The 20,445-nt window shown below is 55.4% G+C and carries 22 protein-coding genes; 13 read left to right on the forward strand and 9 right to left on the reverse strand.

Features of this window, described 5'->3' with window-relative positions; genetic code table 11:
• Positions 1-38: 38 nt before the first annotated feature.
• The 10 genes from QLG08_RS19470 (at position 39) to rlmC (ending at position 8,919) form a co-directional block, all read left to right on the forward strand.
• Positions 39-296: a DUF1418 family protein gene (locus tag QLG08_RS19470; protein WP_014593290.1), complete on the forward strand. Its 258-nt coding sequence runs from the start codon at positions 39-41 to the stop codon at positions 294-296.
• 11 nt (positions 297-307) lie between these two features.
• Complete coding sequence (gene nfsA / locus QLG08_RS19475; RefSeq protein ID WP_029568556.1) at positions 308-1,030, forward strand: oxygen-insensitive NADPH nitroreductase; 723 nt, start codon at positions 308-310, stop codon at positions 1,028-1,030.
• Positions 1,031-1,052: 22 nt separating this feature from the next.
• On the forward strand, positions 1,053-1,955 hold the full coding sequence (gene rimK / locus QLG08_RS19480; protein WP_014593292.1) for a 30S ribosomal protein S6--L-glutamate ligase: 903 nt from the start codon (positions 1,053-1,055) through the stop codon (positions 1,953-1,955).
• An 86-nt stretch (positions 1,956-2,041) separates the two neighbouring features.
• Positions 2,042-2,521, forward strand: coding sequence for a YbjN domain-containing protein (locus QLG08_RS19485; protein ID WP_014593293.1), 480 nt, complete (start codon positions 2,042-2,044; stop codon positions 2,519-2,521).
• A 493-nt stretch (positions 2,522-3,014) separates the two neighbouring features.
• Positions 3,015-4,124, forward strand: a complete 1,110-nt coding sequence (potF, locus tag QLG08_RS19490; protein WP_014593294.1) for a spermidine/putrescine ABC transporter substrate-binding protein PotF — start codon at positions 3,015-3,017, stop codon at positions 4,122-4,124.
• 114 nt (positions 4,125-4,238) lie between these two features.
• A complete protein-coding gene (potG, locus tag QLG08_RS19495; protein ID WP_014606214.1) occupies positions 4,239-5,372 on the forward strand; it encodes a putrescine ABC transporter ATP-binding subunit PotG in 1,134 nt (377 codons plus the stop codon).
• Between the two features lie 9 nt (positions 5,373-5,381).
• On the forward strand, positions 5,382-6,344 hold the full coding sequence (gene potH / locus QLG08_RS19500; RefSeq protein WP_238493084.1) for a putrescine ABC transporter permease PotH: 963 nt from the start codon (positions 5,382-5,384) through the stop codon (positions 6,342-6,344).
• Positions 6,341-7,186: a putrescine ABC transporter permease PotI gene (gene potI / locus QLG08_RS19505; RefSeq protein WP_013025205.1), complete on the forward strand. Its 846-nt coding sequence runs from the start codon at positions 6,341-6,343 to the stop codon at positions 7,184-7,186. Before potH ends, potI begins: the two co-directional genes overlap by 4 nt.
• Before the next feature lie 74 nt (positions 7,187-7,260).
• Entirely contained in the window at positions 7,261-7,728 is a 468-nt protein-coding gene (locus QLG08_RS19510) for a YbjO family protein (protein ID WP_014593297.1), read from the forward strand.
• Positions 7,729-7,776: 48 nt separating this feature from the next.
• Positions 7,777-8,919 (forward strand): 23S rRNA (uracil(747)-C(5))-methyltransferase RlmC, encoded by a 1,143-nt coding sequence (gene rlmC, locus QLG08_RS19515; RefSeq protein ID WP_019106178.1) that lies wholly within the window; start codon positions 7,777-7,779, stop codon positions 8,917-8,919.
• 62 nt (positions 8,920-8,981) lie between these two features.
• On the opposite strand, the gene artJ (QLG08_RS19520) is transcribed toward rlmC, so the two are convergent.
• The 6 genes from artJ (QLG08_RS19520) to QLG08_RS19545 all read right to left on the reverse strand — a co-directional run bounded on the left by artJ (QLG08_RS19520) (position 8,982) and on the right by QLG08_RS19545 (position 13,464).
• A complete protein-coding gene (gene artJ, locus QLG08_RS19520) occupies positions 8,982-9,713 on the reverse strand; it encodes an arginine ABC transporter substrate-binding protein (protein WP_015700668.1) in 732 nt (243 codons plus the stop codon).
• Between the two features lie 122 nt (positions 9,714-9,835).
• Positions 9,836-10,504: an arginine ABC transporter permease ArtM gene (artM, locus tag QLG08_RS19525; RefSeq protein ID WP_013025209.1), complete on the reverse strand. Its 669-nt coding sequence runs from the start codon at positions 10,502-10,504 to the stop codon at positions 9,836-9,838.
• The gene (gene artQ / locus QLG08_RS19530) at positions 10,504-11,220 is read right to left on the reverse strand and encodes an arginine ABC transporter permease ArtQ (protein ID WP_015700667.1); all 717 of its coding nucleotides are present in this window, start codon (positions 11,218-11,220) and stop codon (positions 10,504-10,506) included. The genes artM and artQ overlap by 1 nt, the downstream gene beginning before the upstream one ends.
• Positions 11,221-11,226: 6 nt before the next feature.
• On the reverse strand, positions 11,227-11,958 hold the full coding sequence (artJ, locus tag QLG08_RS19535; protein WP_014606210.1) for an arginine ABC transporter substrate-binding protein: 732 nt from the start codon (positions 11,956-11,958) through the stop codon (positions 11,227-11,229).
• Positions 11,959-11,973: 15 nt separating this feature from the next.
• Positions 11,974-12,702 (reverse strand): arginine ABC transporter ATP-binding protein ArtP, encoded by a 729-nt coding sequence (artP, locus tag QLG08_RS19540; protein ID WP_014606209.1) that lies wholly within the window; start codon positions 12,700-12,702, stop codon positions 11,974-11,976.
• A 222-nt stretch (positions 12,703-12,924) separates the two neighbouring features.
• Positions 12,925-13,464: a lipoprotein gene (locus tag QLG08_RS19545; protein WP_014593303.1), complete on the reverse strand. Its 540-nt coding sequence runs from the start codon at positions 13,462-13,464 to the stop codon at positions 12,925-12,927.
• Between the two features lie 105 nt (positions 13,465-13,569).
• Here QLG08_RS19545 and QLG08_RS19550 point away from each other — a divergent pair, with 105 nt between their 5' ends.
• Together QLG08_RS19550 and QLG08_RS19555 are read left to right on the forward strand one after the other, a co-directional pair.
• Positions 13,570-13,890: a heavy metal-binding domain-containing protein gene (locus QLG08_RS19550; RefSeq protein ID WP_013025214.1), complete on the forward strand. Its 321-nt coding sequence runs from the start codon at positions 13,570-13,572 to the stop codon at positions 13,888-13,890.
• A complete protein-coding gene (locus tag QLG08_RS19555; RefSeq protein ID WP_126843061.1) occupies positions 13,887-14,711 on the forward strand; it encodes an N-acetylmuramoyl-L-alanine amidase in 825 nt (274 codons plus the stop codon). Before QLG08_RS19550 ends, QLG08_RS19555 begins: the two co-directional genes overlap by 4 nt.
• 23 nt (positions 14,712-14,734) lie before the next feature.
• Here QLG08_RS19555 and ltaE read toward each other — a convergent pair whose 3' ends face one another.
• From ltaE to QLG08_RS19570, 3 genes are all read right to left on the reverse strand, one after another.
• Complete coding sequence (gene ltaE, locus QLG08_RS19560) at positions 14,735-15,796, reverse strand: low-specificity L-threonine aldolase (RefSeq protein ID WP_227008653.1); 1,062 nt, start codon at positions 15,794-15,796, stop codon at positions 14,735-14,737.
• A gap of 63 nt (positions 15,797-15,859) precedes the next feature.
• Positions 15,860-17,581 (reverse strand): ubiquinone-dependent pyruvate dehydrogenase, encoded by a 1,722-nt coding sequence (gene poxB / locus QLG08_RS19565; RefSeq protein WP_072137911.1) that lies wholly within the window; start codon positions 17,579-17,581, stop codon positions 15,860-15,862.
• A gap of 123 nt (positions 17,582-17,704) precedes the next feature.
• Positions 17,705-18,604 carry a lysine exporter LysO family protein gene (locus QLG08_RS19570; protein ID WP_024470921.1) on the reverse strand — a complete coding sequence of 300 codons (900 nt, stop codon included), beginning with the start codon at positions 18,602-18,604 and terminating at the stop codon, positions 17,705-17,707.
• 136 nt (positions 18,605-18,740) lie between these two features.
• Here QLG08_RS19570 and QLG08_RS19575 point away from each other — a divergent pair, with 136 nt between their 5' ends.
• Entirely contained in the window at positions 18,741-20,390 is a 1,650-nt protein-coding gene (locus QLG08_RS19575) for an ATP-dependent endonuclease (RefSeq protein ID WP_282473136.1), read from the forward strand.
• Positions 20,391-20,445: the final 55 nt, after the last annotated feature.

A 20,445-nucleotide genomic window follows, 5' to 3' on the forward strand; every position in this document is an offset into this window, starting at 1 on the left:
TAATTGAGACTCAGTCAGCCCTGAGGCAGGAGGAAACCATGCGGAATGTCGCAAAATTGCCCAAGACCATACTGGCAATGGAGGCGCTGGGCGGCGTACTTATCGCGAGCGCGCTGCTGGTCGTTAACCAGTGGTTACCCGCACTGCCTGCCGGTGCCGGGAGCACGCGCCTGGCGACCGCACTGTTTATTATTGGCATTCTGCTGATGTTACCTGCCGCCTGGCTATTGATGTGGCGCTGTGCCAAAGCACTTGCGCCGCAGTTGTTCAACCTTTCTGAAAAAAAAGATAATTAGCTGGAGATTTTATGACACCGACTATCGATTTATTATGCAGCCACCGTTCCATCCGTTCTTTTACGGATCAAAAGGTGAGTGCTGAACAGCGTGAGGCGATTATTGCTGCGGCGCAATCGGCGTCCACATCCAGCTTTTTGCAGTGCTCATCTATTGTACGCATCACCGATCCGGCGTTACGTGACCAACTGGTTACCCTGACGGGCGGTCAGACATGGGTGGCCGAGGCGGCGGAGTTTTGGGTATTTTGCGCTGACTTTAATCGTCACCTGCAAATCTGCTCTGATGCCCAGTTAGGCCGGGCAGAACAGCTGCTGCTGGGCTGTGTGGATACGGCGCTGATGGCGCAGAATGCCATGGTGGCAGCGGAATCCCTGGGGCTGGGCGGCGTCTTTATTGGCGGCATTCGTAATAATATCGCTCAGGTTACCGAACTGCTGGGCCTGCCAAAATTTGTGCTGCCGCTGTTTGGTTTCTGTCTTGGCTATCCTGAATCCATACCGGATGTTAAACCGCGCATCCCGCAGTCGATGCTGGTGCACGAAAATCGTTATCAACCAGTGGATCCTGCGGTGCTGGCTGATTACGATAGCCGCACGGCGATCTACTATGAACAACGCGACAGCAACCAGCGTAGCGAAACCTGGAGCCAGTTGATTCAGCGCCTGATCATCAAAGAGACGCGCCCGTTTATGCTGGATTACCTGCATCAGCAGGGCTGGGCAACACGCTAATTTAACGCAAGGATTTTGATTGATGAAAATGGCCATTCTGTCGCGCGATGGAACGCTCTATTCCTGTCGCCGTTTACGTGACGTCGCCGAACAGCGCGGTCATTTTGTTCAAATCATCGATCCGCTCTCGTGTTACATGAACATCAACCCCGCCTCGCCCGGTATTCACTACCGTGGCGAGCCGCTGGGGCACTTCGATGCCGTTATTCCGCGCATTGGCACCGGGATTACCTTCTACGGCACGGCGGTGCTACGCCAGTTCGAAATGTGCGGCAGTTATCCTTTAAATGAATCCGCCGCCGTGACCCGCGCGCGTGACAAATTGCGTTCCCTGCAGCTGCTGGCACGGGACGGGATTGATATGCCGGTAACGGGATTTGCTTCTTCTCCTGACGACACGCAGGATCTGATCGCCATGGTAGGCGGCGCGCCGCTGGTGGTGAAACTGGTCGAAGGCACGCAGGGGATCGGCGTGGTGTTGGCAGAGACGCGCCAGGCGGCAGAAAGCGTTATCGATGCCTTTCGTGGGCTGAATGCACACATTTTAGTGCAGGAGTTTATTCAGGAAGCACGCGGACGCGATGTGCGCTGTCTGGTCATTGGCGATCGGGTCGTGGCGGCCATTGAGCGCCAGGCGAAAGAGGGCGATTTTCGCTCGAATTTACATCGCGGCGGCAAAGCCTGCACGGTTGACATTAGCGAGCAGGAGCGCGAGATGGCCGTCAAAGCCGCCGCGGTACTGGGGCTGGACGTCGCGGGGGTGGATATTCTGCGCTCGGCGCGCGGCCCGCTGGTGATGGAGGTGAATGCTTCACCAGGCCTGGAAGGGATTGAAACCACAAGCGGTCTTGACATCGCAGGCATGATGATTGACCACATTGAACGGCATGCTACCCCCGGGCTCCGTCCTAAAACCACGGGTTGACCCGCGCTTTTCAGTGGTTTTCGTGGAATCTCACCACGTTTTTCCGTAAGCTAGGTCGCTTATTTATCACCCCATGGGATTTTACAATGGATTCTCTTGTCGTTCCGGATATCGACCTGCTGCGTCGTTGGCTGGATCAGCAAAATATCACTTGGTTTGAATGTGATGCTTGTCAGGCACTTCATTTGCCGCACATGCAAAACTTCGACGGGGTGTTTGACGCTAAAATCGACCTGGTCGATAACGTCATTCTGTTTTCGGCACTGGCCGAAGTAAAACCGACTGCGCTTATTCCGCTGGTGGGTGACTTATCGCAAATTAACGCCAGTTCGCTCACGGTGAAGGCGTTCATCGATATACAGGATGACAACCTGCCTAAGCTTATTGTTTGTCAGTCAATGATGACCACTGCCGGGTTAACCTTCGGGCAGTTTGCACATTTTATGAAGCAGAGCGAAGAAGAAATTTCCATGGTCATTATGGAAGCCTTTGCCAATAATCTGCTGATGATAGGTGAAGACGAAGAGCACGTCTCAAGCAGCAGCATCCATTCTGTTCTGCACTAAGAACAGGATCTGATTAAGCCGTCACCCGTGACGGCTTTTTTTATTCCCGGCGAATGTCTACTTGCTGACCCGCGCTATTTCCCGCCCCGCCGATGCAGCCGCAAAGATCCCTGTCTCCGGCACGCGTAATTCTTAATGTTATCAATTGTGAACGACATAGATTAATTTATAACCGTAATGTTTTATTCTGCATTAAGCCCTTAATTGCCAGATTTATGACGTTCTTTATGCCATAAAAGCCGAACCTCATAGCTTAAACATGCCTAAAATATTGAGTTCAGGCGTTTTTTACGCTGAGGTCTGGTGAACCCTCAACGGGGGGGCTATGCTTGCGGGGCGGCGACAGGCCTTAGATTGCCGCGCAGGTATAGGTTTTTACTATTAAACGTCCACTGAATAATGATTCATTGTGTCACTGAATTTTAATCACAAAACGCAAAACTGAATCACTGATGTGCAGCGTTGTTATAACCCGCTCAGGAGGATTAAAAGCATGTTCAACCAACGTCAAAAATGGTTGTCAGGTGTGGTTGCTGGGGTGCTGATGGCTGCTTCAGCCAGTACCATGGCGGAAGATAAGACGCTGCACGTTTATAACTGGTCGGATTATATTTCGCCAGATACCGTGCCTAATTTCGAAAAGCAGACCGGCATTAAAGTCGTCTACGACGTGTTTGATTCCAACGAAGTGCTGGAAGGCAAACTGATGGCCGGCAGTACGGGTTACGATGTCGTGGTGCCTTCTTCCAGTTTCCTGGCGCGTCAGCTTCAGTCCGGCGTGTTTCAGCCGCTGGATAAAAGCAAACTGCCAAACTATAAAAATCTGGATCCCGCGTTAATGGCGAAAGTGGCGCAACACGATCCGGGTAACAAATATGCGATTCCTTATTTGTGGGGCACCACCGGCATTGGCTATAACGTCGAAAAAGTGAAAGCTGCGCTGGGCGCGGATGCGCCGGTAAACAGTTGGGATCTGGTCTTGAAGCCGGAAAACCTGGAAAAACTGAAAAGCTGTGGCGTGTCTTTCCTGGATGCGCCTGAAGAGATCTTCGCAACCGTACTTAATTATTTGGGCAAAGATCCTAACAGCAGCGATGCAAAAGATTATTCTGGCGCCGCGACGGATCTGCTACTTAAGCTGCGTCCGAATATTCGTTACTTCCACTCTTCGCAATATATTAACGATCTGGCGAACGGCAATATCTGTGTGGCTATTGGCTGGTCAGGCGATATTCTTCAGGCGAAAAACCGTGCGGAGAAAGCAAAGAATGGCGTCAACATTGGTTACAGCGTACCGAAAGAGGGCGCACTGGCCTTCTTCGATATGATGGCGATTCCAAAAGACGCGAAAGATGTGGATGCCGCTTACACCTGGCTGAACTACATCATGGATCCGAAAGTGATTGCTGACATCTCCAATAAAATGAATTACGCCAACGGCAATAAAGCGTCACTGCCGCTGATTAATGCCGATATCCGTAATAACCCGGGTATTTACCCGACGCCGGATGCCATGGCCAAACTGTTTGTGCTGAAGGTCCAGGATCCAAAACTGGATCGTGTGCGTACGCGTGCATGGACTAAGGTTAAAAGCGGTAAGTAATTCGACAGCATATGTTTTGTGACAGCAACAGAGGCGCAGTGCAGGCCTCTGTTGTGCCATTTTTAGCGGCACTGTTTGCCGCGTTGTTCCGCCTGGCTCCGGAGAACTACATTCGTGAACGATGCCATCCCTCGCCCGCAAAATAAAACCGCAAAAGCGTTAACGCCGCTGCTGGAAATTCGCAACCTGACCAAATCGTTTGACGGCCAGCATGCCGTGGATGATGTCAGCCTGACCATTTACAAAGGGGAGATTTTCGCTCTGCTCGGCGCGTCCGGCTGTGGCAAATCTACCCTGTTACGCATGCTGGCGGGTTTTGAACAGCCCACCAGCGGCCAGATTGTGCTGGATGGGCACGATCTCTCCCATGTCGCGCCCTATCAGCGGCCGATCAATATGATGTTTCAGAGCTATGCGCTGTTCCCCCATATGACGGTGGAGCAGAACATCGCCTTTGGCCTAAAGCAAGATAAACTGGCAAAGGGCGAAATCGCCAGCCGCGTGGAAGAAATGCTGTCACTGGTGCACATGCAGGAATTTGCCAAACGTAAGCCGCACCAGCTTTCAGGGGGACAACGGCAGCGCGTGGCGCTGGCGCGTAGCCTGGCAAAGCGGCCTAAACTGCTGCTGCTGGATGAACCCATGGGGGCGCTGGACAAAAAGTTACGCGACCGTATGCAACTGGAAGTGGTCGATATTCTGGAGCGGGTCGGGGCGACCTGCGTGATGGTGACGCACGATCAGGAAGAGGCCATGACGATGGCGGGGCGAATTGCCATCATGAACCGGGGCAAATTCGTGCAAATTGGTGAGCCGGAAGAGATTTACGAGCATCCTACCAGCCGCTACAGCGCCGAGTTTATCGGTTCAGTTAACGTGTTCGACGGTCTGCTGCGTGAACGTCAGGAAGACGGCCTGGTGATTGACAGTCCGGGCCTCAAGCATCCTCTGAAAGTGGATTCCGATGTGTCGGTCGTCGATAACGTGCCGGTTCACGTTGCCCTGCGCCCGGAAAAGGTGATGCTGTGTGAAGAGATCCCTGCCGATGGCTGTAACGTCGCGGACGGTGAGGTGGTACACATCGCGTATCTGGGCGATCTCTCCATTTACCATGTTCGCCTGCACAGCGGTCAGATGCTCAGTGCCCAGCTGCAAAATGAACATCGCTACCGCAAAGGTATGCCGACCTGGGGCGACCAGGTGCGCCTGTGCTGGGACAGTGACAGCTGCGTGGTTTTGACAGTTTAAGGAGGCGCGATGAGCCAGATTTTTCAACGCACGAAAGCCCCGGCTAAGCTGCTCGGTACACCCTTGCAGCGCTGGGCAACGCGCATAAAAATGCAGCACGGGCGCAAGCTCGTCATTGCATTGCCTTACCTGTGGCTGATTCTGTTTTTTCTGTTGCCGTTCCTGATTGTTTTAAAAATCAGCTTTGCGGATATTGCCCGTGCCATTCCGCCTTACACCGAGTTGGTCACCTGGGCTGACGATCAACTGAGTCTGGTGTTGAATCTGGGCAACTATGTCACGCTCAGTGAGGATCCGCTGTATATCGACGCCTATTTGCAGTCGTTAAAAGTGGCCGCGATCTCCACTGTCATCTGTCTGCTGATTGGTTATCCGCTGGCCTGGGCCGTCGCGCACAGTAAGCCCTCGATGCGGTCTGTCCTGCTGCTGCTGGTCATATTGCCGTCGTGGACGTCGTTCCTGGTGCGGGTTTACGCCTGGATGGGGCTGCTGAACAATAACGGTATTCTTAATCGTTTTCTGATGTGGACAGGCGTGATCGATCATCCACTGGTGATCCTCTACACCAATACGGCGGTCTATATCGGGATTGTGTACTGCTATCTGCCGTTTATGGTCTTGCCCATCTATACCGCGCTGACGCGTATCGATTACTCGCTGGTGGAAGCCTCGCTGGACCTGGGCGCGCGCCCGCTGAAAACCTTCTTCAGCGTGATCGTGCCTCTGACCAAAGGCGGCATCATTGCCGGTTCCATGCTGGTGTTTATCCCGGCGGTCGGCGAGTACGTGATTCCCGAACTGCTGGGCGGACCGGACAGCATCATGATTGGTCGTATTCTCTGGCAGGAGTTCTTTAACAACCGCGACTGGCCGGTGGCCTCCGCGCTGGCGGTGATCATTTTGCTGATTTTGATTCTGCCGATTATCTGGTTCCATAAACATCAAAACCGAGCAATGGGAGAGAAGGGATGAATAATCTGCCAACGATCCGCTCTCCCTGGCGCACGGCGATTTTGGCCTGCTGCTTTATGTTTCTGTACGCGCCCATGCTGCTGCTGGTGGTTTACTCCTTTAACAGTTCCCAGCTGGTTACGGTCTGGGAAGGGTTTTCATTTCACTGGTATCAGGTGCTGTTTCAGGACGATGCCATGATCGATGCGGTGCTGCTGAGCCTCACCATTGCCGCGCTTTCCGCCACCATGGCGGTGGTGCTGGGTACCATGGCGGCGGTGATCATCGTGCGGTTTGGGCGTTTTCGCGGCCATAACGGCTTTGCCTTTATGCTCACTGCACCGCTGGTCATGCCCGATGTGATTACCGGCCTGTCGCTGCTGTTGCTGTTTGTCGGGCTCGGCAATGCGCTGGGCTGGCCGACAGAACGCGGTACGCTCACCATCTGGCTGGCGCACGTGACCTTCTGTACCGCTTACGTGGCGGTGGTGATCAATTCGCGCCTGCGCGAGTTGGACCGGTCAATTGAGGAAGCCGCAATGGATCTTGGCGCGACGCCGTTGAAGGTCTTCTTTGTGATCACGGTGCCGATGATTGCGCCGGCCATCGTGACCGGCTGGCTGCTGGCCTTTACCCTGTCACTGGATGACCTGGTGATTGCCAGCTTTGTGACCGGCCCGGGTGCCACCACCTTACCGATGGCGATTTTTGCCACGGTACGACGTGGCGTTAATCCGGAGATCAACGCGCTGGCTTCCCTGATCCTGTTCGTTGTGGGCATCGTGGGCTTTATTGCCTGGCGCGTCATGGCACATGAAGAAAAACAGCGTTTAAGCGATATTCAGAAAGCGAAACGTGGCTGAAATCCCCGACTTTTGCCATTCTATAGAAGGGCTGGTTAATCCAGCCTTTTTATCGTCATGGTGGAGTGAAAGACATGTCGGAAATGCTTAAACACGGCGCTGTTTTACCGGCTGCCCCGGTCCCCGTCACGGTGGCGGGCGTGGCGATTATCGCGACGCGCTGCCTGAGCGTGTTGATGCTGGCGAATGAACTGGGTTATACCGAGCTGGCCAACTTTGTCCATCGCAGTGCGCAGTCATGGGATTCCACGCTGATCTTCATCGCCAGCCAGGTCATTTTCTTATTTGAATTGCGCTGTGCCTTTACGCTGATGCGCGGAAGCAACCGGGGACGCTGGGGATTCGTGGCGGCGCAAATTGTGGTGCTGTTATATATGTTGATGGCCTCCACAGGCGGGATCTATCCGGAAATCTACAGTATTGCAGGTGAAAATAATCTGCAGATTATTCACCGCACGCTGCTGCAAAAACTGCCCGATCTGATGGTGTTATTACTGCTTTTTCTGCCCGCCAGCAGCCGCGCATTTTTCCGCAAGCGGTGATACAATCGCGCTCCGCCAACCTTCCCGACAGTTAATACAGGCTTTACCATGCACTGCGCGCTCTATGACGCTCACCGTTGCCGCTCTTGCCAGTGGCTTGAAAAACCCTATCCCCAGCAGCTTGATGATAAAGGGGCCCGGCTGAACCAACTGCTGGCCGCGTTTCCGGTTAAACAGTGGCTGCCGCCGGTAACCTCAGCGCAGCAAGGGTTCCGCAATAAAGCAAAGATGGTGGTAAGCGGCAGCGTTGAGCGTCCGGTTTTCGGCATAGTGCAGCGCAACGGCGAGGCGACAGATCTTTGCGCATGTCCGCTTTATCCCGACAGCTTTTCCCCGGTACTGGCGACCTTAAAACCCTTTATCGCGCGTGCCGGTTTAACGCCGTATAACATTGAACGTCAGCGCGGTGAACTGAAGTATTTGCTGCTCACCGAAAGTACCCAGGGCGGCATGATGCTGCGTTTTGTCCTGCGGTCGCACACCAAACTGACACAGCTGCGTAACGCCCTGCCGTGGCTACAGCAGCAACTCCCACAGCTAAAGGTCATTTCAGCCAACATACAGCCGGTGCATATGGCTATTCTGGAAGGGGACGAGGAGGTCGCATTGACATCCACTCAGGCGCTGGCGGACGAGTTTAACGGCGTGCCGTTGTGGATTCGGCCACAAAGCTTTTTCCAGACCAATCCTCAGGTCGCCAGTGCGCTGTACGCGACGGCGCGCGACTGGGTACGTCAACTGCCGGTGACCAGCATGTGGGATCTGTTTTGCGGCGTGGGCGGATTTGGCCTGCATTGTGCCTCACCCACGTTAGCGCTTACCGGTATTGAGATCAGTCCCGAAGCCATCCAGTGCGCGCAGCGCTCTGCGCAGATGCTGGGTCTGAACAACGTCAGTTTTGCCGCACTGGATTCCACCGCGTTTGCCACTGAGCGGGATAGGGTGCCACAGCTGGTGCTGGTGAATCCGCCGCGTCGCGGGATTGGGGAAGCGCTGTGTGATTATCTGAGCGCCATGGCGCCTGACTATGTGCTCTATTCAAGCTGCAATCCGCAGACCATGGCACAGGATATTGCCCGGCTGAAGGATTACGAGGTTACCCAGGTACAGCTGTTCGATATGTTTCCGCACACGGCGCATTTTGAAGTGCTGACGCTACTGACGCGTCAACGGTCAGGCGGGCCAGCCTGATCCTCTGCTGAACGGAGAAGAGTGCAGAACCGATCAGCAGAAACGCCGCTGGCCCATGAGCGTTATTCAGGGAACCATTTCTGATTGATTTTCTGCCAGCTGCCGTTGGCTTTCAGGGCCGCCAGCGCCTGATTAAATTTATCCCGCAGTGGGGCGTTACCTTTGCGCACCGCAATCCCCAGGCCGGTACCAAAGTACGCCGGGTCCGTAACGTGTTCACCGACGCTGGCCAGATCGTTGTTGGTTTTTAACCACTGATTGACAACTGCGCTGTCGCCAAATACGCCGTCAAGACGTCCGTTTTTCATGTCCAGAATCGCATTCTGATAGCTGTCATACGCGACGACGTTGATTTCCGGATGCTTGTCCTGCAGATATTTCTGGTGCGTTGTACCGTTCTCAACGCCGATACGTTTGCCTTTCAGCGCATCAATAGCGGTAAATTTCCCTTTAGGCGCAATCACAATGGCGGAGTTCGCGTAATAGGGCTGAGTGAAGTCAACCTGCTTACTGCGTTCAGCGGTGATATCCATACCGGCAATCACGGCGTCATAGCGGCGGAACTTAAGTGAGGGGATCAGGCTGTCAAAGGCCGTGTTGGTAAACGAGCATTCCGCTTTCATCTGTTCGCACAGCGCTTTCGCCAGATCGATGTCGAAACCGACAATCTGATTATCGCTGTTCAGCGATTCGAAAGGTGGGTAGGTGGCAGAGGTCGCGAAGCGAATTTTCTCAGCAGCCTGAGCGCTTACGGCCAGGCTTACCAGTGCAGCGGCAATCATCCATTTTTTCATTACAGGCTCCCGTTAGCCATCAATAACACAGCAAGCGAATGCGCCACACGATGCCAGTAAATGAATTTTTATGCAATAAATATGATTATAAAATTAATCAGGCAGGTTGCCCTGCCTGCGGGTTAATTTCGCCGTTCGAACGCCAGGGCGCGTTTCTCGATCAGGCGCATCATAATGGTGAGCAGCCCGTTGACACAGAGGTAAATCAGCCCGGCAGCCGCGTAGACCGTGACATCATAGGTCCGGCCATACAGCAGTTGACCATGGCCCATGACCTCCATCAGCGTAATGGTAAACGCCAGGGATGTGCCCTTAAACACCAGCACCACTTCGTTGGAGTAAGAAGACAGGGCGCGCTTAAACGCATAAGGCAGCAAAATACGCAGGGTTTGCCGGGGCGTCATGCCCAGGGCTTCACAGGACTGCCACTGACCAGCGGGAATGGCACGAACGGCGCCGTAAAACAGCTGAGTCGTGTAGGCCGCGCTGTTAAGCGACAGGGCCAGCATGGCGCAGAGCCAGGGCTGTGATAACAGATGCCATAACCAGGGCAGCGTTTGCAGGCTGGGAAACTGGCCCGGCCCGTAGTAGATCAGGAAGATCTGCACCAGCAGCGGCGTGCCGGTAAACAGGGTAATAAAGCCTTTTACCAGCGGAGAAAACAGCGGGGTTTTCAAGGCCAGTACAATGGTAAAGAGCAGCGACAGCAGCAGCGCGGTTACGAGCGAGGCCGCGGTCAGGCTCAGGCTGGTGTTAAGCCCTTTAAGCAGTTCGGGTAGATAGCTCAGCATCAGCTGTTCCCCCGCTCAAAACGCGTGGTGCGCAGTTCAATTCGGCGCAGTACGGCCTGACTGAAAAGCGTGATCGCCAGATAAATGGCCGCCGCCACTAAAAACCAGGTGAAAGGCTCCTGGGTGCGGGTCGCGATACTTTTCGTCTGCAACATAAGATCGTTAACGCTAATCAGCGACACCAGCGCCGTATCCTTTAGCAAAACCAGCCACTGGTTTCCCAGGCCTGGCAAGGCATGGCGCCACATTTGCGGCATAATCAGACGGAAAAAAATCGCTGACTTTTTCATGCCGAGCGCCTGGCCGGATTCCCACTGTCCAATCGGGACGGCTTTCAGCGCGCCGCGCAGGGTTTGAGAAGCATAGGCCGCATAAAGCATGGCCAGAGCAATAACACCACAGAGGAACGGGCTAACGTCAAAGTTTTCAATGTGCATCTGAACCGGCAGCGTAAACAGGCCGAAGTTCAGCGTAAAGCCGTCGGATAAGGTCAGCAGCAGCTGTGATGCGCCGAAGTAGATAAACAGCACGACCAGGATTTCCGGCAGGCCGCGAATCAGCGTGACGAGCGTGGTTCCGATCCACGCCAGCGGTTTCAGTCGCAGTGACTCCCAGCCGGCAAAGATCATCGCCAGCACCAGGCCAGCGATGAGGGCACAAACAGCAAGGCCGACGGTCATGCCGGCGGCGCTTGCAAGCGGGATTATTTCATTCATCAGAAATTACTGCTGGAACCATTTGCTGTAGATGGTTTTGTAGGTGCCATCGGCTTTGATTTTGTCCAGTGCCGTGTTGAATTTGCTTTGCAGCTCGGTATTTCCCTGACGCACAGCAATGCCCAGACCGGTACCGAAATACGCTTTATCCGTTACTTTCTCACCCACCGGGGCCAGGTTAGCGTTCTGCTTCAGCCACTCGTTGACTACGGCGCTGTCACCAAAGACGGCATCGATGCGGCCATTTTTCAGATCCAGTACCGCATTCTGGTAGCTGTCGTAAGGCACCACGGTAATATCCGCGTGCTTGTCCGTCAGGTATTTTTGATGCGTGGTGCCATTCTGCACGCCGACGCGCTTGCCTTTCAGCGCCTCTACGCTCGCCACTTTGCCTTTCTGAGCAACGAAGATCGCCGAGTTGTCATAGTAAGGTTTGCTGAACAGGACCTGCTTTTCACGTTCAGGGGTGATGTCCATGCCTGCCATCACCGCATCAAAGCGGCGGAATTTCAGGCTGGGGATCAGGCTGTCAAAGGCCTGGTTGGTGAATGTACAGGTCGCATCCATCTCTTTACACAGCGCATTAGCCAGATCGACATCAAAGCCCTGAATTTTGTTATTCGCATCAACAAATTCAAAAGGAGGATAGGAAGCCTCAGTAGCAATACGAATGGTTTCGGCAGCGGAAGCGCTCAGACTTAATCCGGCAAGCAGTGCAGCAAGTACGACTTTTTTCATTTTTAGCATCCTGACTTAGTGCGAAAGATAATGTGCAAACGCCTCGGTTTGCGGCTGTGTAAAGCGGCTGGCATCGCCCTGTTCCACAATATGACCGTTTTCCATGTACACCACACGGCTGGCCGTTTTACGCGCCACTTCCACCTCATGGGTCACGATCACCTGGGTAATCTGGGTCTGGGCCAGTTCGCGAATGATACTGACAATCTGGGCGGTGATTTCGGGGTCGAGCGCGGCGGTCGGTTCATCAAATAACAGGATCTGCGGCTCCATCATCAGCGCGCGGGCAATCGCAACACGTTGCTGCTGTCCGCCAGAGAGGTGCAGGGGAAAGCGGTCGCTGTAGCTGGTGAGACGCAGACGATCGAGCAGCTTGTCGGCTCGGGCCCGGGCATCGGCTTTGCTTAAGCCCAGTACACGGCAGGGCGCTTCCATCAGGTTTTGCAGTACCGTCAGATGGGGCCAGAGATTGTACTGCTGAAAAACCATGCCTACGTTTTGGCGCAGCTCGCGTATTGCTGCCGTCGAAGGCGTTTTGCTGAAGTCGAAATCGTGACCTGCAATGTGCAACTGACCAGAGCGCGGGTGCTCAAGCAGATTCAGCACACGCAACAGCGAGCTTTTCCCTGCACCGCTTGGGCCAAGCAGCACCAGGGTTTCGCCTTGCGGACATTCCAGGTTAATGTCAAACAGCGCCTGATGAGCACCGTAGAAACAGTTAATCGCGTTTAGTTGAATACTCATGCGCCAATTTTGAATAGCTATTAGTTTTGCGGATTTTAACGTCACCAAAATAGTTATGCAATTAAGGTGGCTTAAAATTTACGAATAAGCGGTAAACACCCAAAAGATTAGCACAAGATGTTGTGAGGCGAACGGCGGGCATTTCTGGAAAGGCAGGCTGAATGCCGTCTGAACGCGTCCGGCGGTTAAGCCCGCGCGTTCAGACGTGGAGGTAAAGATTATTTATTTTTTCGCCTTTTCAAGCATCTGGCTCAGAGAACCGCCTGCCGGGTGAGGCACGTCTGCGACGTAGCGGACATCGTCCACCACCCAGCAACTGCCCTGATGGATCATCAACACTTCATCCTGCCACTGCTTATCGTCACGGCTCATGTTTACCCGCAGCGGGATATTGCGGGCATCCCGGTTTGGAATGGTCGACGCATCAGCAACATCAGCCTGAGTTGGCCCCTGTGCCAGGCTGGAGAACAGATCGCCGCTGTGCCATTGTGTTGCGTTCTGGCTTTGGCTTGCTTCCTGAAGGGCGTGATAGAGGCCTTCGCTCAGGTAAGGACGATAGTTTGCCAGTGTGGTGGTGTCAGGCAGACCGGCGGTGGGATGTGCGATCCGCATATCGTAGAACTTTTGTGCCACGGTGTCGGGGCCGCCTTCAACGCAAGGGGCGAGTCGTGGGCCGTTATCCTTAATTACCGGCTCTACTGTCGTACAGGCACTCAGCAGTAGCGCGGCCGGGAGCAAAAGCGCAAAACCTTTGTTTCTCATCTCGATTTCCTTATTGTTCTCTGGCAAGGTGCCTTTTTAACATAGAGTATAGTTCTGCTTTTAGGTGAAAGAGCCTTTGGCCGGTTTACGTAACAGGAGAAAACGATGAAATTTTCGACGACGCCAACCCTGGAAGGACACAGTATTACGGATTACTGTGGCGTGGTCACCGGGGAAGCCATTCTCGGTGCCAACATCTTCCGCGATTTTTTCGCCGGCATTCGCGATATTGTCGGTGGCCGCTCGGGCGCGTATGAAAAGGAACTGCGCAAAGCGCGCGAGATTGCCTTTAAAGAGCTGGAAGAGCAGGCCAGCGCGCTGGGTGCCAATGCGGTCGTCGGCATTGATATCGATTACGAAACCGTGGGTAAAGACAGCAGCATGCTGATGGTGAGCGTGACCGGCACGGCGGTTGTGATTCGTTGAAACGTATTCTGCTGCTGTTGGCGCTCTGGGTGCTGGTGGGCTGCCAGTCGGGCATAGAATCACGACCGGGTTATTGGGTCGATCTGCGTCATCCCGCTCAGGGCGCGCGACCGCGCGTAAAAGTGGTGGTGATTCACTATACCGCAGAAGACTTTTCCTCTTCCCTGGCCACGTTGACCGATCGTGACGTCAGCGTCCATTATCTTATTCCTCGCCAGCCGCCGCAGCGCAAGGGGCAGGGCATTATCTTGCAACTGGTACCGGAGCAGGATCTGGCCTGGCATGCCGGGCCGAGCTTCTGGCGCGGCGCAACCCGTATCAACGATACGTCAGTCGGCATTGAGCTGGTGAACAACGGCTATCGCCGTACCCTGACCGGCCTGGAATGGCAGCCTTTTCCTCCCGAACAAATCCGTGTGCTCGGCGCCCTCATCAAGGATATCGCCCGCCGGTATGGTATCGCGCCGGAAAATATCGTGGGCCACGGCGATATCGCCCCTCAGCGTAAACAGGATCCTGGCCCGCGGTTCCCGTGGCGGCAGCTGGCTGAGCAGGGCATTGGCGCCTGGCCCGATCCGCAGCGCGTCGCTTTTTACTTAGCCGGGCAGCATCGAGATGCCGCCGTACCGGTTGCCACAGTGCTTGATCGCCTGCAGCGCTACGGCTATGAGGTCACGGAAGGGATGAGCGCGAACCAGCAACGGAATTTGATTGCGGCGTTTCAGATGCATTTCCGTCCAGCGAATTATCAGGGTTTAGCGGATGCTGAAACCCTGGCGATTGCAGAGGCGCTGCTGGAAAAATACGGGGAAGCGCAATAACCGGTGGTTACCGCGCTCAACATCTAGCGACTCGCGTAAGGTGACGCGGCAAGGGAAGACGGCGTGACGGGAGCTCCGGGACGATGCTGTGCCAAAAACGCCCGCCAGTGCGACAGCACCTTTTCCAGCGCCGGGCGCTCAGCATCCAGATGGGTGACGATTCGGGTCACGGGACCCACGCTCATCAGCACATCATGGGATCTCATCCACTGACCCAGCGCGTCAACCTGGTCTGCCGGGACGCGCACAAACAGCATATTCGTCTGCTGCTCCGTGACCTCAATGCCGATCTTCTGCAGCGCCTCTCCTAGCCAGGCTGCATTCTCGTGATCGGTCTGTAACCGTGCGACGTTGTGTTGCAACGCATACAGCCCCGCCGCTGCCAGCACCCCCGCCTGACGCATACCGCCGCCAGTCATCTTGCGCCAGCGACGCGCGCGTTCAATATAATCTGTATCGCCGCAGAGCAGTGAACCCACGGGCGCGCCCAGTCCTTTTGACAAGCAGATAGTTAAGGTATCGCAATAACGGGCAAGGTTTTCCAGCGTGGTTTGCTGCGCCACGACGGCATTAAAAATACGTGCGCCGTCAATGTGCAGCGCCAGCTTATGCTTGCGGGTAAAATGCCACGCCTGCTCCAGATAGCCCGCGGGCAGGACTTTGCCATGATGGGTATTCTCCAGGCTCAGGAGCCGGGTCGGGGCGAAATGAATATCGTCAGGTTTGATGAAGTCGGCCACCACATCCAGCGGCAGGCTGCCGTCGGCCGCCGCCAGAATCGGCTGGGGTTGGATGCTCCCCAGTACCGCCGCGCCGCCTGCTTCGTACTTATAGTTATGCGCCTGCTGGCCCACAATGTACTCTTCACCACGCTGACAGTGGCTCAGCAACGCCACCAGATTGGCCTGGGTGCCAGTGGGCAGAAACAGCGCAGCGGCTTTACCACTCAGCCTCGCCGCTTCGGCTTCCAGTGCGTTAACGGTAGGATCGTCCCGATAAACATCATCCCCGGTTTCAGCAGCCATCATCGCCTGTAGCATGGCGGCACTGGGACGGGTCACGGTATCACTGCGTAGATCAATCACATTGTGCTCCTGGGCAGCAAAATGCCAGGCGGGCGGAGAACCCGCCTGTAACATCCGTCTGTTTTACCGCAGCCAGTTGGTTTTTGCCAGTTCAAGCACTTCATCACCGCGGCCGTTAATAACGGCGCGTAGCATATAGAGGCTAAAGCCTTTGGCCTGTTCCAGCTTAATTTCCGGCGGCATCGCCAGTTCTTCTTTTGCGGTAATCACATCGACCAGGACCGGGCCATCATGGGCAAAGGCCTGTTCCAGCGCGCCATTCAGTTCAGAGGCTTTCTCAACGCGAATGCCTTTAACACCACAGGCCTGAGCAATGGCGGCAAAATCAGGATTGTGCAGATCGGTGCCGTCGGTGAGATAACCGCCGGCCTTCATCTCCATGGCAACAAAGCCCAGCGAGCTGTTGTTGAAAATCACCAGTTTTACCGGCAGCTTCAACTGGGCGACGGTCAGGAAATCGCCCATCAGCATACTGAATCCGCCGTCGCCGCATAGCGCCACGACCTGACGGTCACGGTTGAGTGATTGCGCGCCCATGGCCTGCGGCATCGCGTTCGCCATTGAACCGTGGTTAAAGGAGCCAAGCAGGCGGCGTTTACCGTTCATTTTCAGGTAGCGAGCCGCCCAGACGGTTGGCGTGCCCACGTCGCAGGTAAAGATCGCGTCGTCGTCGGCAAGTTGACTGATTTGCTGGGCCACATATTGCGGATGAATCGGCTGGTTATCATTGGCGGTTGCCAGCGAATCCAGATCTTTACGCGCCTCGGCATAATGCTTCAGTGCGCTGTCCAGGTGACGCTGCTCGGTTTTGACCTGCAGCTTTGGCAGCAGCGCGCGCAGCGTGGTTTTGACATCGCCGATATAAGCCTGATCTACATGGCAGTGCGAGCCCAGGCTGCCCGGATTAATGTCGAGTTGGATAATTTTCGCTTTTTCCGGGTAGAAGGCGCGATAGGGGAACTGGGTGCCAAGCAGGACCAGGGTGTCGGCATTCATCATGGCATGATAGCCCGAGGAAAAACCGATCAGTCCGGTCATGCCCACATCGTACGGGTTATCGTATTCAATGTGCTCTTTGCCGCGCAGGGCATGGACCACCGGCGCTTTCAGCGTCGCCGCCAGCTCCACGACTTCCCGGTGCGCGTCTGCGCAGCCGCTGCCGCACATCAGCGTAATATTTTTCGCGTCGTTCAGGGTTTGCGCCAGGGTAGTCAGCTCATCGGCGGACGGCAGCACCAGCGGCAACTGCGGTGGATACCAGTCAGCGCGGGCGGATTCCGGTGCGGCCTGCAGCGCGACATCGCCCGGCAGGACAACCACCGATACGCCACGATTCAGGATGGCTTTACGCATCGCAATGCCCAGCACCTGCGGCAACTGCTCGGGGTTCGATACCAGCTCACAGTAGTGGCTGCATTCGCGGAACAGCTCCTGAGGATGGGTTTCCTGAAAGTAACCACTGCCGATTTCGCTGGAAGGAATATGGGCCGCAATCGCCAGGACCGGCACGCGATTGCGATGGCAGTCAAAAAGGCCGTTAATCAAGTGCAGGTTACCGGGGCCGCATGAACCCGCACATACTGCCAGTTCCCCACTGACATGCGCTTCTGCACCAGCAGAAAAGGCGGCCACTTCTTCATGGCGGGTGGGCATCCACTCAATGGTGCCCATTCGGTTCAGGCTGTCGCTCAGACCGTTTAATGAGTCACCCGTGACGCCCCAAATACGTTTTACACCGGCGTTTTCCAGCGTTTTGGCCACCAGCGCCGCTACGGTTTGTTTCATCTTCTTCTCCTTGGTCATCCGTCGCCATCCACCGGATAGCAGAATCAAACAGCTCACAAGAAGCGTAGACGACGCTGATTCAACTCAACCGTAAAAAATTGCATCAAAAGTTGAATTCAGCCATCAGGCAGAGAACAGCGCGATCAAGACCGGCGCAAGCAGGCTCATGACAAAACCGTGCACAATCGCAGCCGGAACGATTTCTGAACCGCCCGCCCGTTGCAATACCGGTAAGGTAAAATCCATCGAGGTGGCGCCGCATAAGCCCAGCGCTGTGCTGCGGTGGCGGGCAATCAGCGCGGGCACCAGCATGATGGCGATAAGCTCTCGCAACAGATCGTTAAAGAATGCCGCGCTGCCGATCACCGGACCAAAGGCTTCCGTCATCAGAATCCCCGAAAGCGAGTACCAGCCGAAGCCGCTGGCTAAGGCCAGACCGGTTTTCAGCGGCAGCCCCAGTATCAGCGCCGCGATCATTCCGCCCAGCAGCGCGCTCAATAGCACCGCGCCCGCCACCATCATGCCACGGCGGTTTAACACAATCTGCCGCAGCGTCATCCCACTGCCGCGCAGCTGAATCCCCACCAGCAGAAGCAAAAAGAGTAATGCATATTCACTGGCGGCTGACGCATGATGCAGCCAGGGCCACTGGGTCAGGCCCAGCACAAAGCCGGCGATCACGACGCCGCATAACGTCAGCGATTCCAGCGCCATATGCAAACGTGAGGGCAGCTTTTGTTGTTTGTGACTGTGCTGCCAGGGCAGGCGATGTTCCAGCCAGCGTAGCGCCAGCAGGTTACACAGTAGAATGCAAGCCGTTGCCACGGCGGCGGTATAAAACACCGTCACCAGATTGCTGCTGAGATTATCGAGAAAGGCCAGGCTGATGCCCATAAAAAACAGGATGACGTAGACCATCCAACCCAGCAGCCGGTTTACGGCCTTCAGGAACGCAACGTGCCGAAGCGGTAACAGCCAGCCTGCCAGCAGAGGCAGAAGAATAATTAAGAGTCCGGAATACATAATGAAAGGTTCGTCCATGTCGAAAGTCACGACACGCTAGCGAAAAAGCGTAGGGGAGTAAACCTTTGTCATAAAGTCTCTTGACCCCCTGATGAAGCCGCTCCATTCTTCGGAAAGCAAAGAGGATAAAAACGCTATGATTCTGGAACATATCGATATCCGGGGATTCCGCGGCATCAATCAACTCTCTTTACCGCTGACGCGCATCAACCTGTTGATTGGTGAAAACGCCTGGGGGAAATCCAGCCTGCTCGACGCGCTCAGCCTGCTGCTCTCTCCCCGCACGCGCGACTATGCGTTCTCCCTTGATGATTTTCATTTTACGCCGGGTGAGGTTAAGGATCGGGTGCATCGGTTGTCGGTTGTTTTCCACTTTGCGGATGACGAAGCGGACACCAGCGAGCTGCTGCAGCCATTCTGGCAACCCGGCGAGCAGGGAAAGCGCCGCCTGAGCTATAGCGTGCAGGCCAGACGGCGTGACGATCAGATTACCTCGACGCGCCGCTTTATCGACGGGAATGGGCAGGTATTACCGGAAGCGGGAAGCGCGGCGGCGATAGATTACCTGCTGCGCAGGAACCCGGTATTACGGCTGCGCGATGCCCGCTTCAGCCGCCGCATCCGACCGGTTGAGAGCGGTATTGATGCCCGCCTCTCTACCTTAAACCAACTGGCGAAAGAGCTGGATACCCTCACGCGAGATCTGGAGCAGCACCCGCAGCAGATGAGTAATGCCATGCTGCGGCAAGGATTGCAGACGATGCAGCAGCTCGTAGAACACTATTTCCTGATCCAGCATCCTGAGCGGGGTAGCGAGCCGCACCGCGTTGAGCCGCAGTCCCGTGAAGGTGCCCGGGGCTGGCATTCGCTGGATCAGCTCAATCATCTGATTGCTGCCACCGACGTTCGCAGCCGTCAGCTTATTTTATTGCGCATGTTTACCCTGCTGGTGCAGGCACGGGGAAGCGAACCTCTGGCGCCGGGCGCACGGCCGCTGCTGCTGATTGAGGATCCGGAGACCCGCCTGCATCCCATTATGCTGTCCGTGGCGTGGAATCTGCTGACGCTGCTGCCGCTGCAGAAGATCGCGACAACCAATTCCGGAGAGCTGCTTTCTCAGGTCGCGATCGAGCATGTTTGCCGGCTGGTTCGCGAGCCCGCGCGCGTGGCCGCATGGCGCGTCGGTCCCGAAGGGCTGAGTGCTGAAGAGAGCCGGCGAATCGGCTTCCACATTAAAGTTAACCGGCCTTCGGCCCTGTTTGCCCGCTGCTGGCTCCTGGTTGAAGGCGAAACCGAAGTCTGGATCATTAACGAGATGGCGCGACAATGCGGCTTTCACTTTGCCGCGGAAGGCATAAAGGTGATTGAATTCGCCCAGTCAGGATTAAAACCGCTGTTGAAATTTGCCCGGCGTATGGGCATTGCCTGGCATGTGCTGACTGACGGCGATATGGCAGGGAAAAAATACGCGGCCACGGCGCGCAGTCAGCTCCTGCCGCCTGACGTTGAGAAGCATCACTTAACGGCGCTACCGGCGGCGGATATAGAGCACTTCCTTTATCAGCATGGCTTTAGCGATATTTATCAACAAGCAGCGCACCTGCCGTTAAACGTGCCGATGAAACCCAGGCGTATTATTACCAAAGCGATTCATCGTGCATCTAAACCTGAACTGGCCATTATGGTCGCGATGGCGGCAGCTGAACGCGGCACCGAGGCCATACCGGAACGCCTGCGGGACATGTTTGCACGCGTTATCAGACTGGCGCAGGGTAAAGCGGGTTAGCGATTCGCAAGTAAAAATGCCAGCACGGCAGGCTGGCATTTTCAACGGAGCGGTC

Source organism: Pantoea sp. V106_11 (assembly GCF_029967885.1).
GTDB lineage: Bacteria > Pseudomonadota > Gammaproteobacteria > Enterobacterales > Enterobacteriaceae > Pantoea > Pantoea ananatis.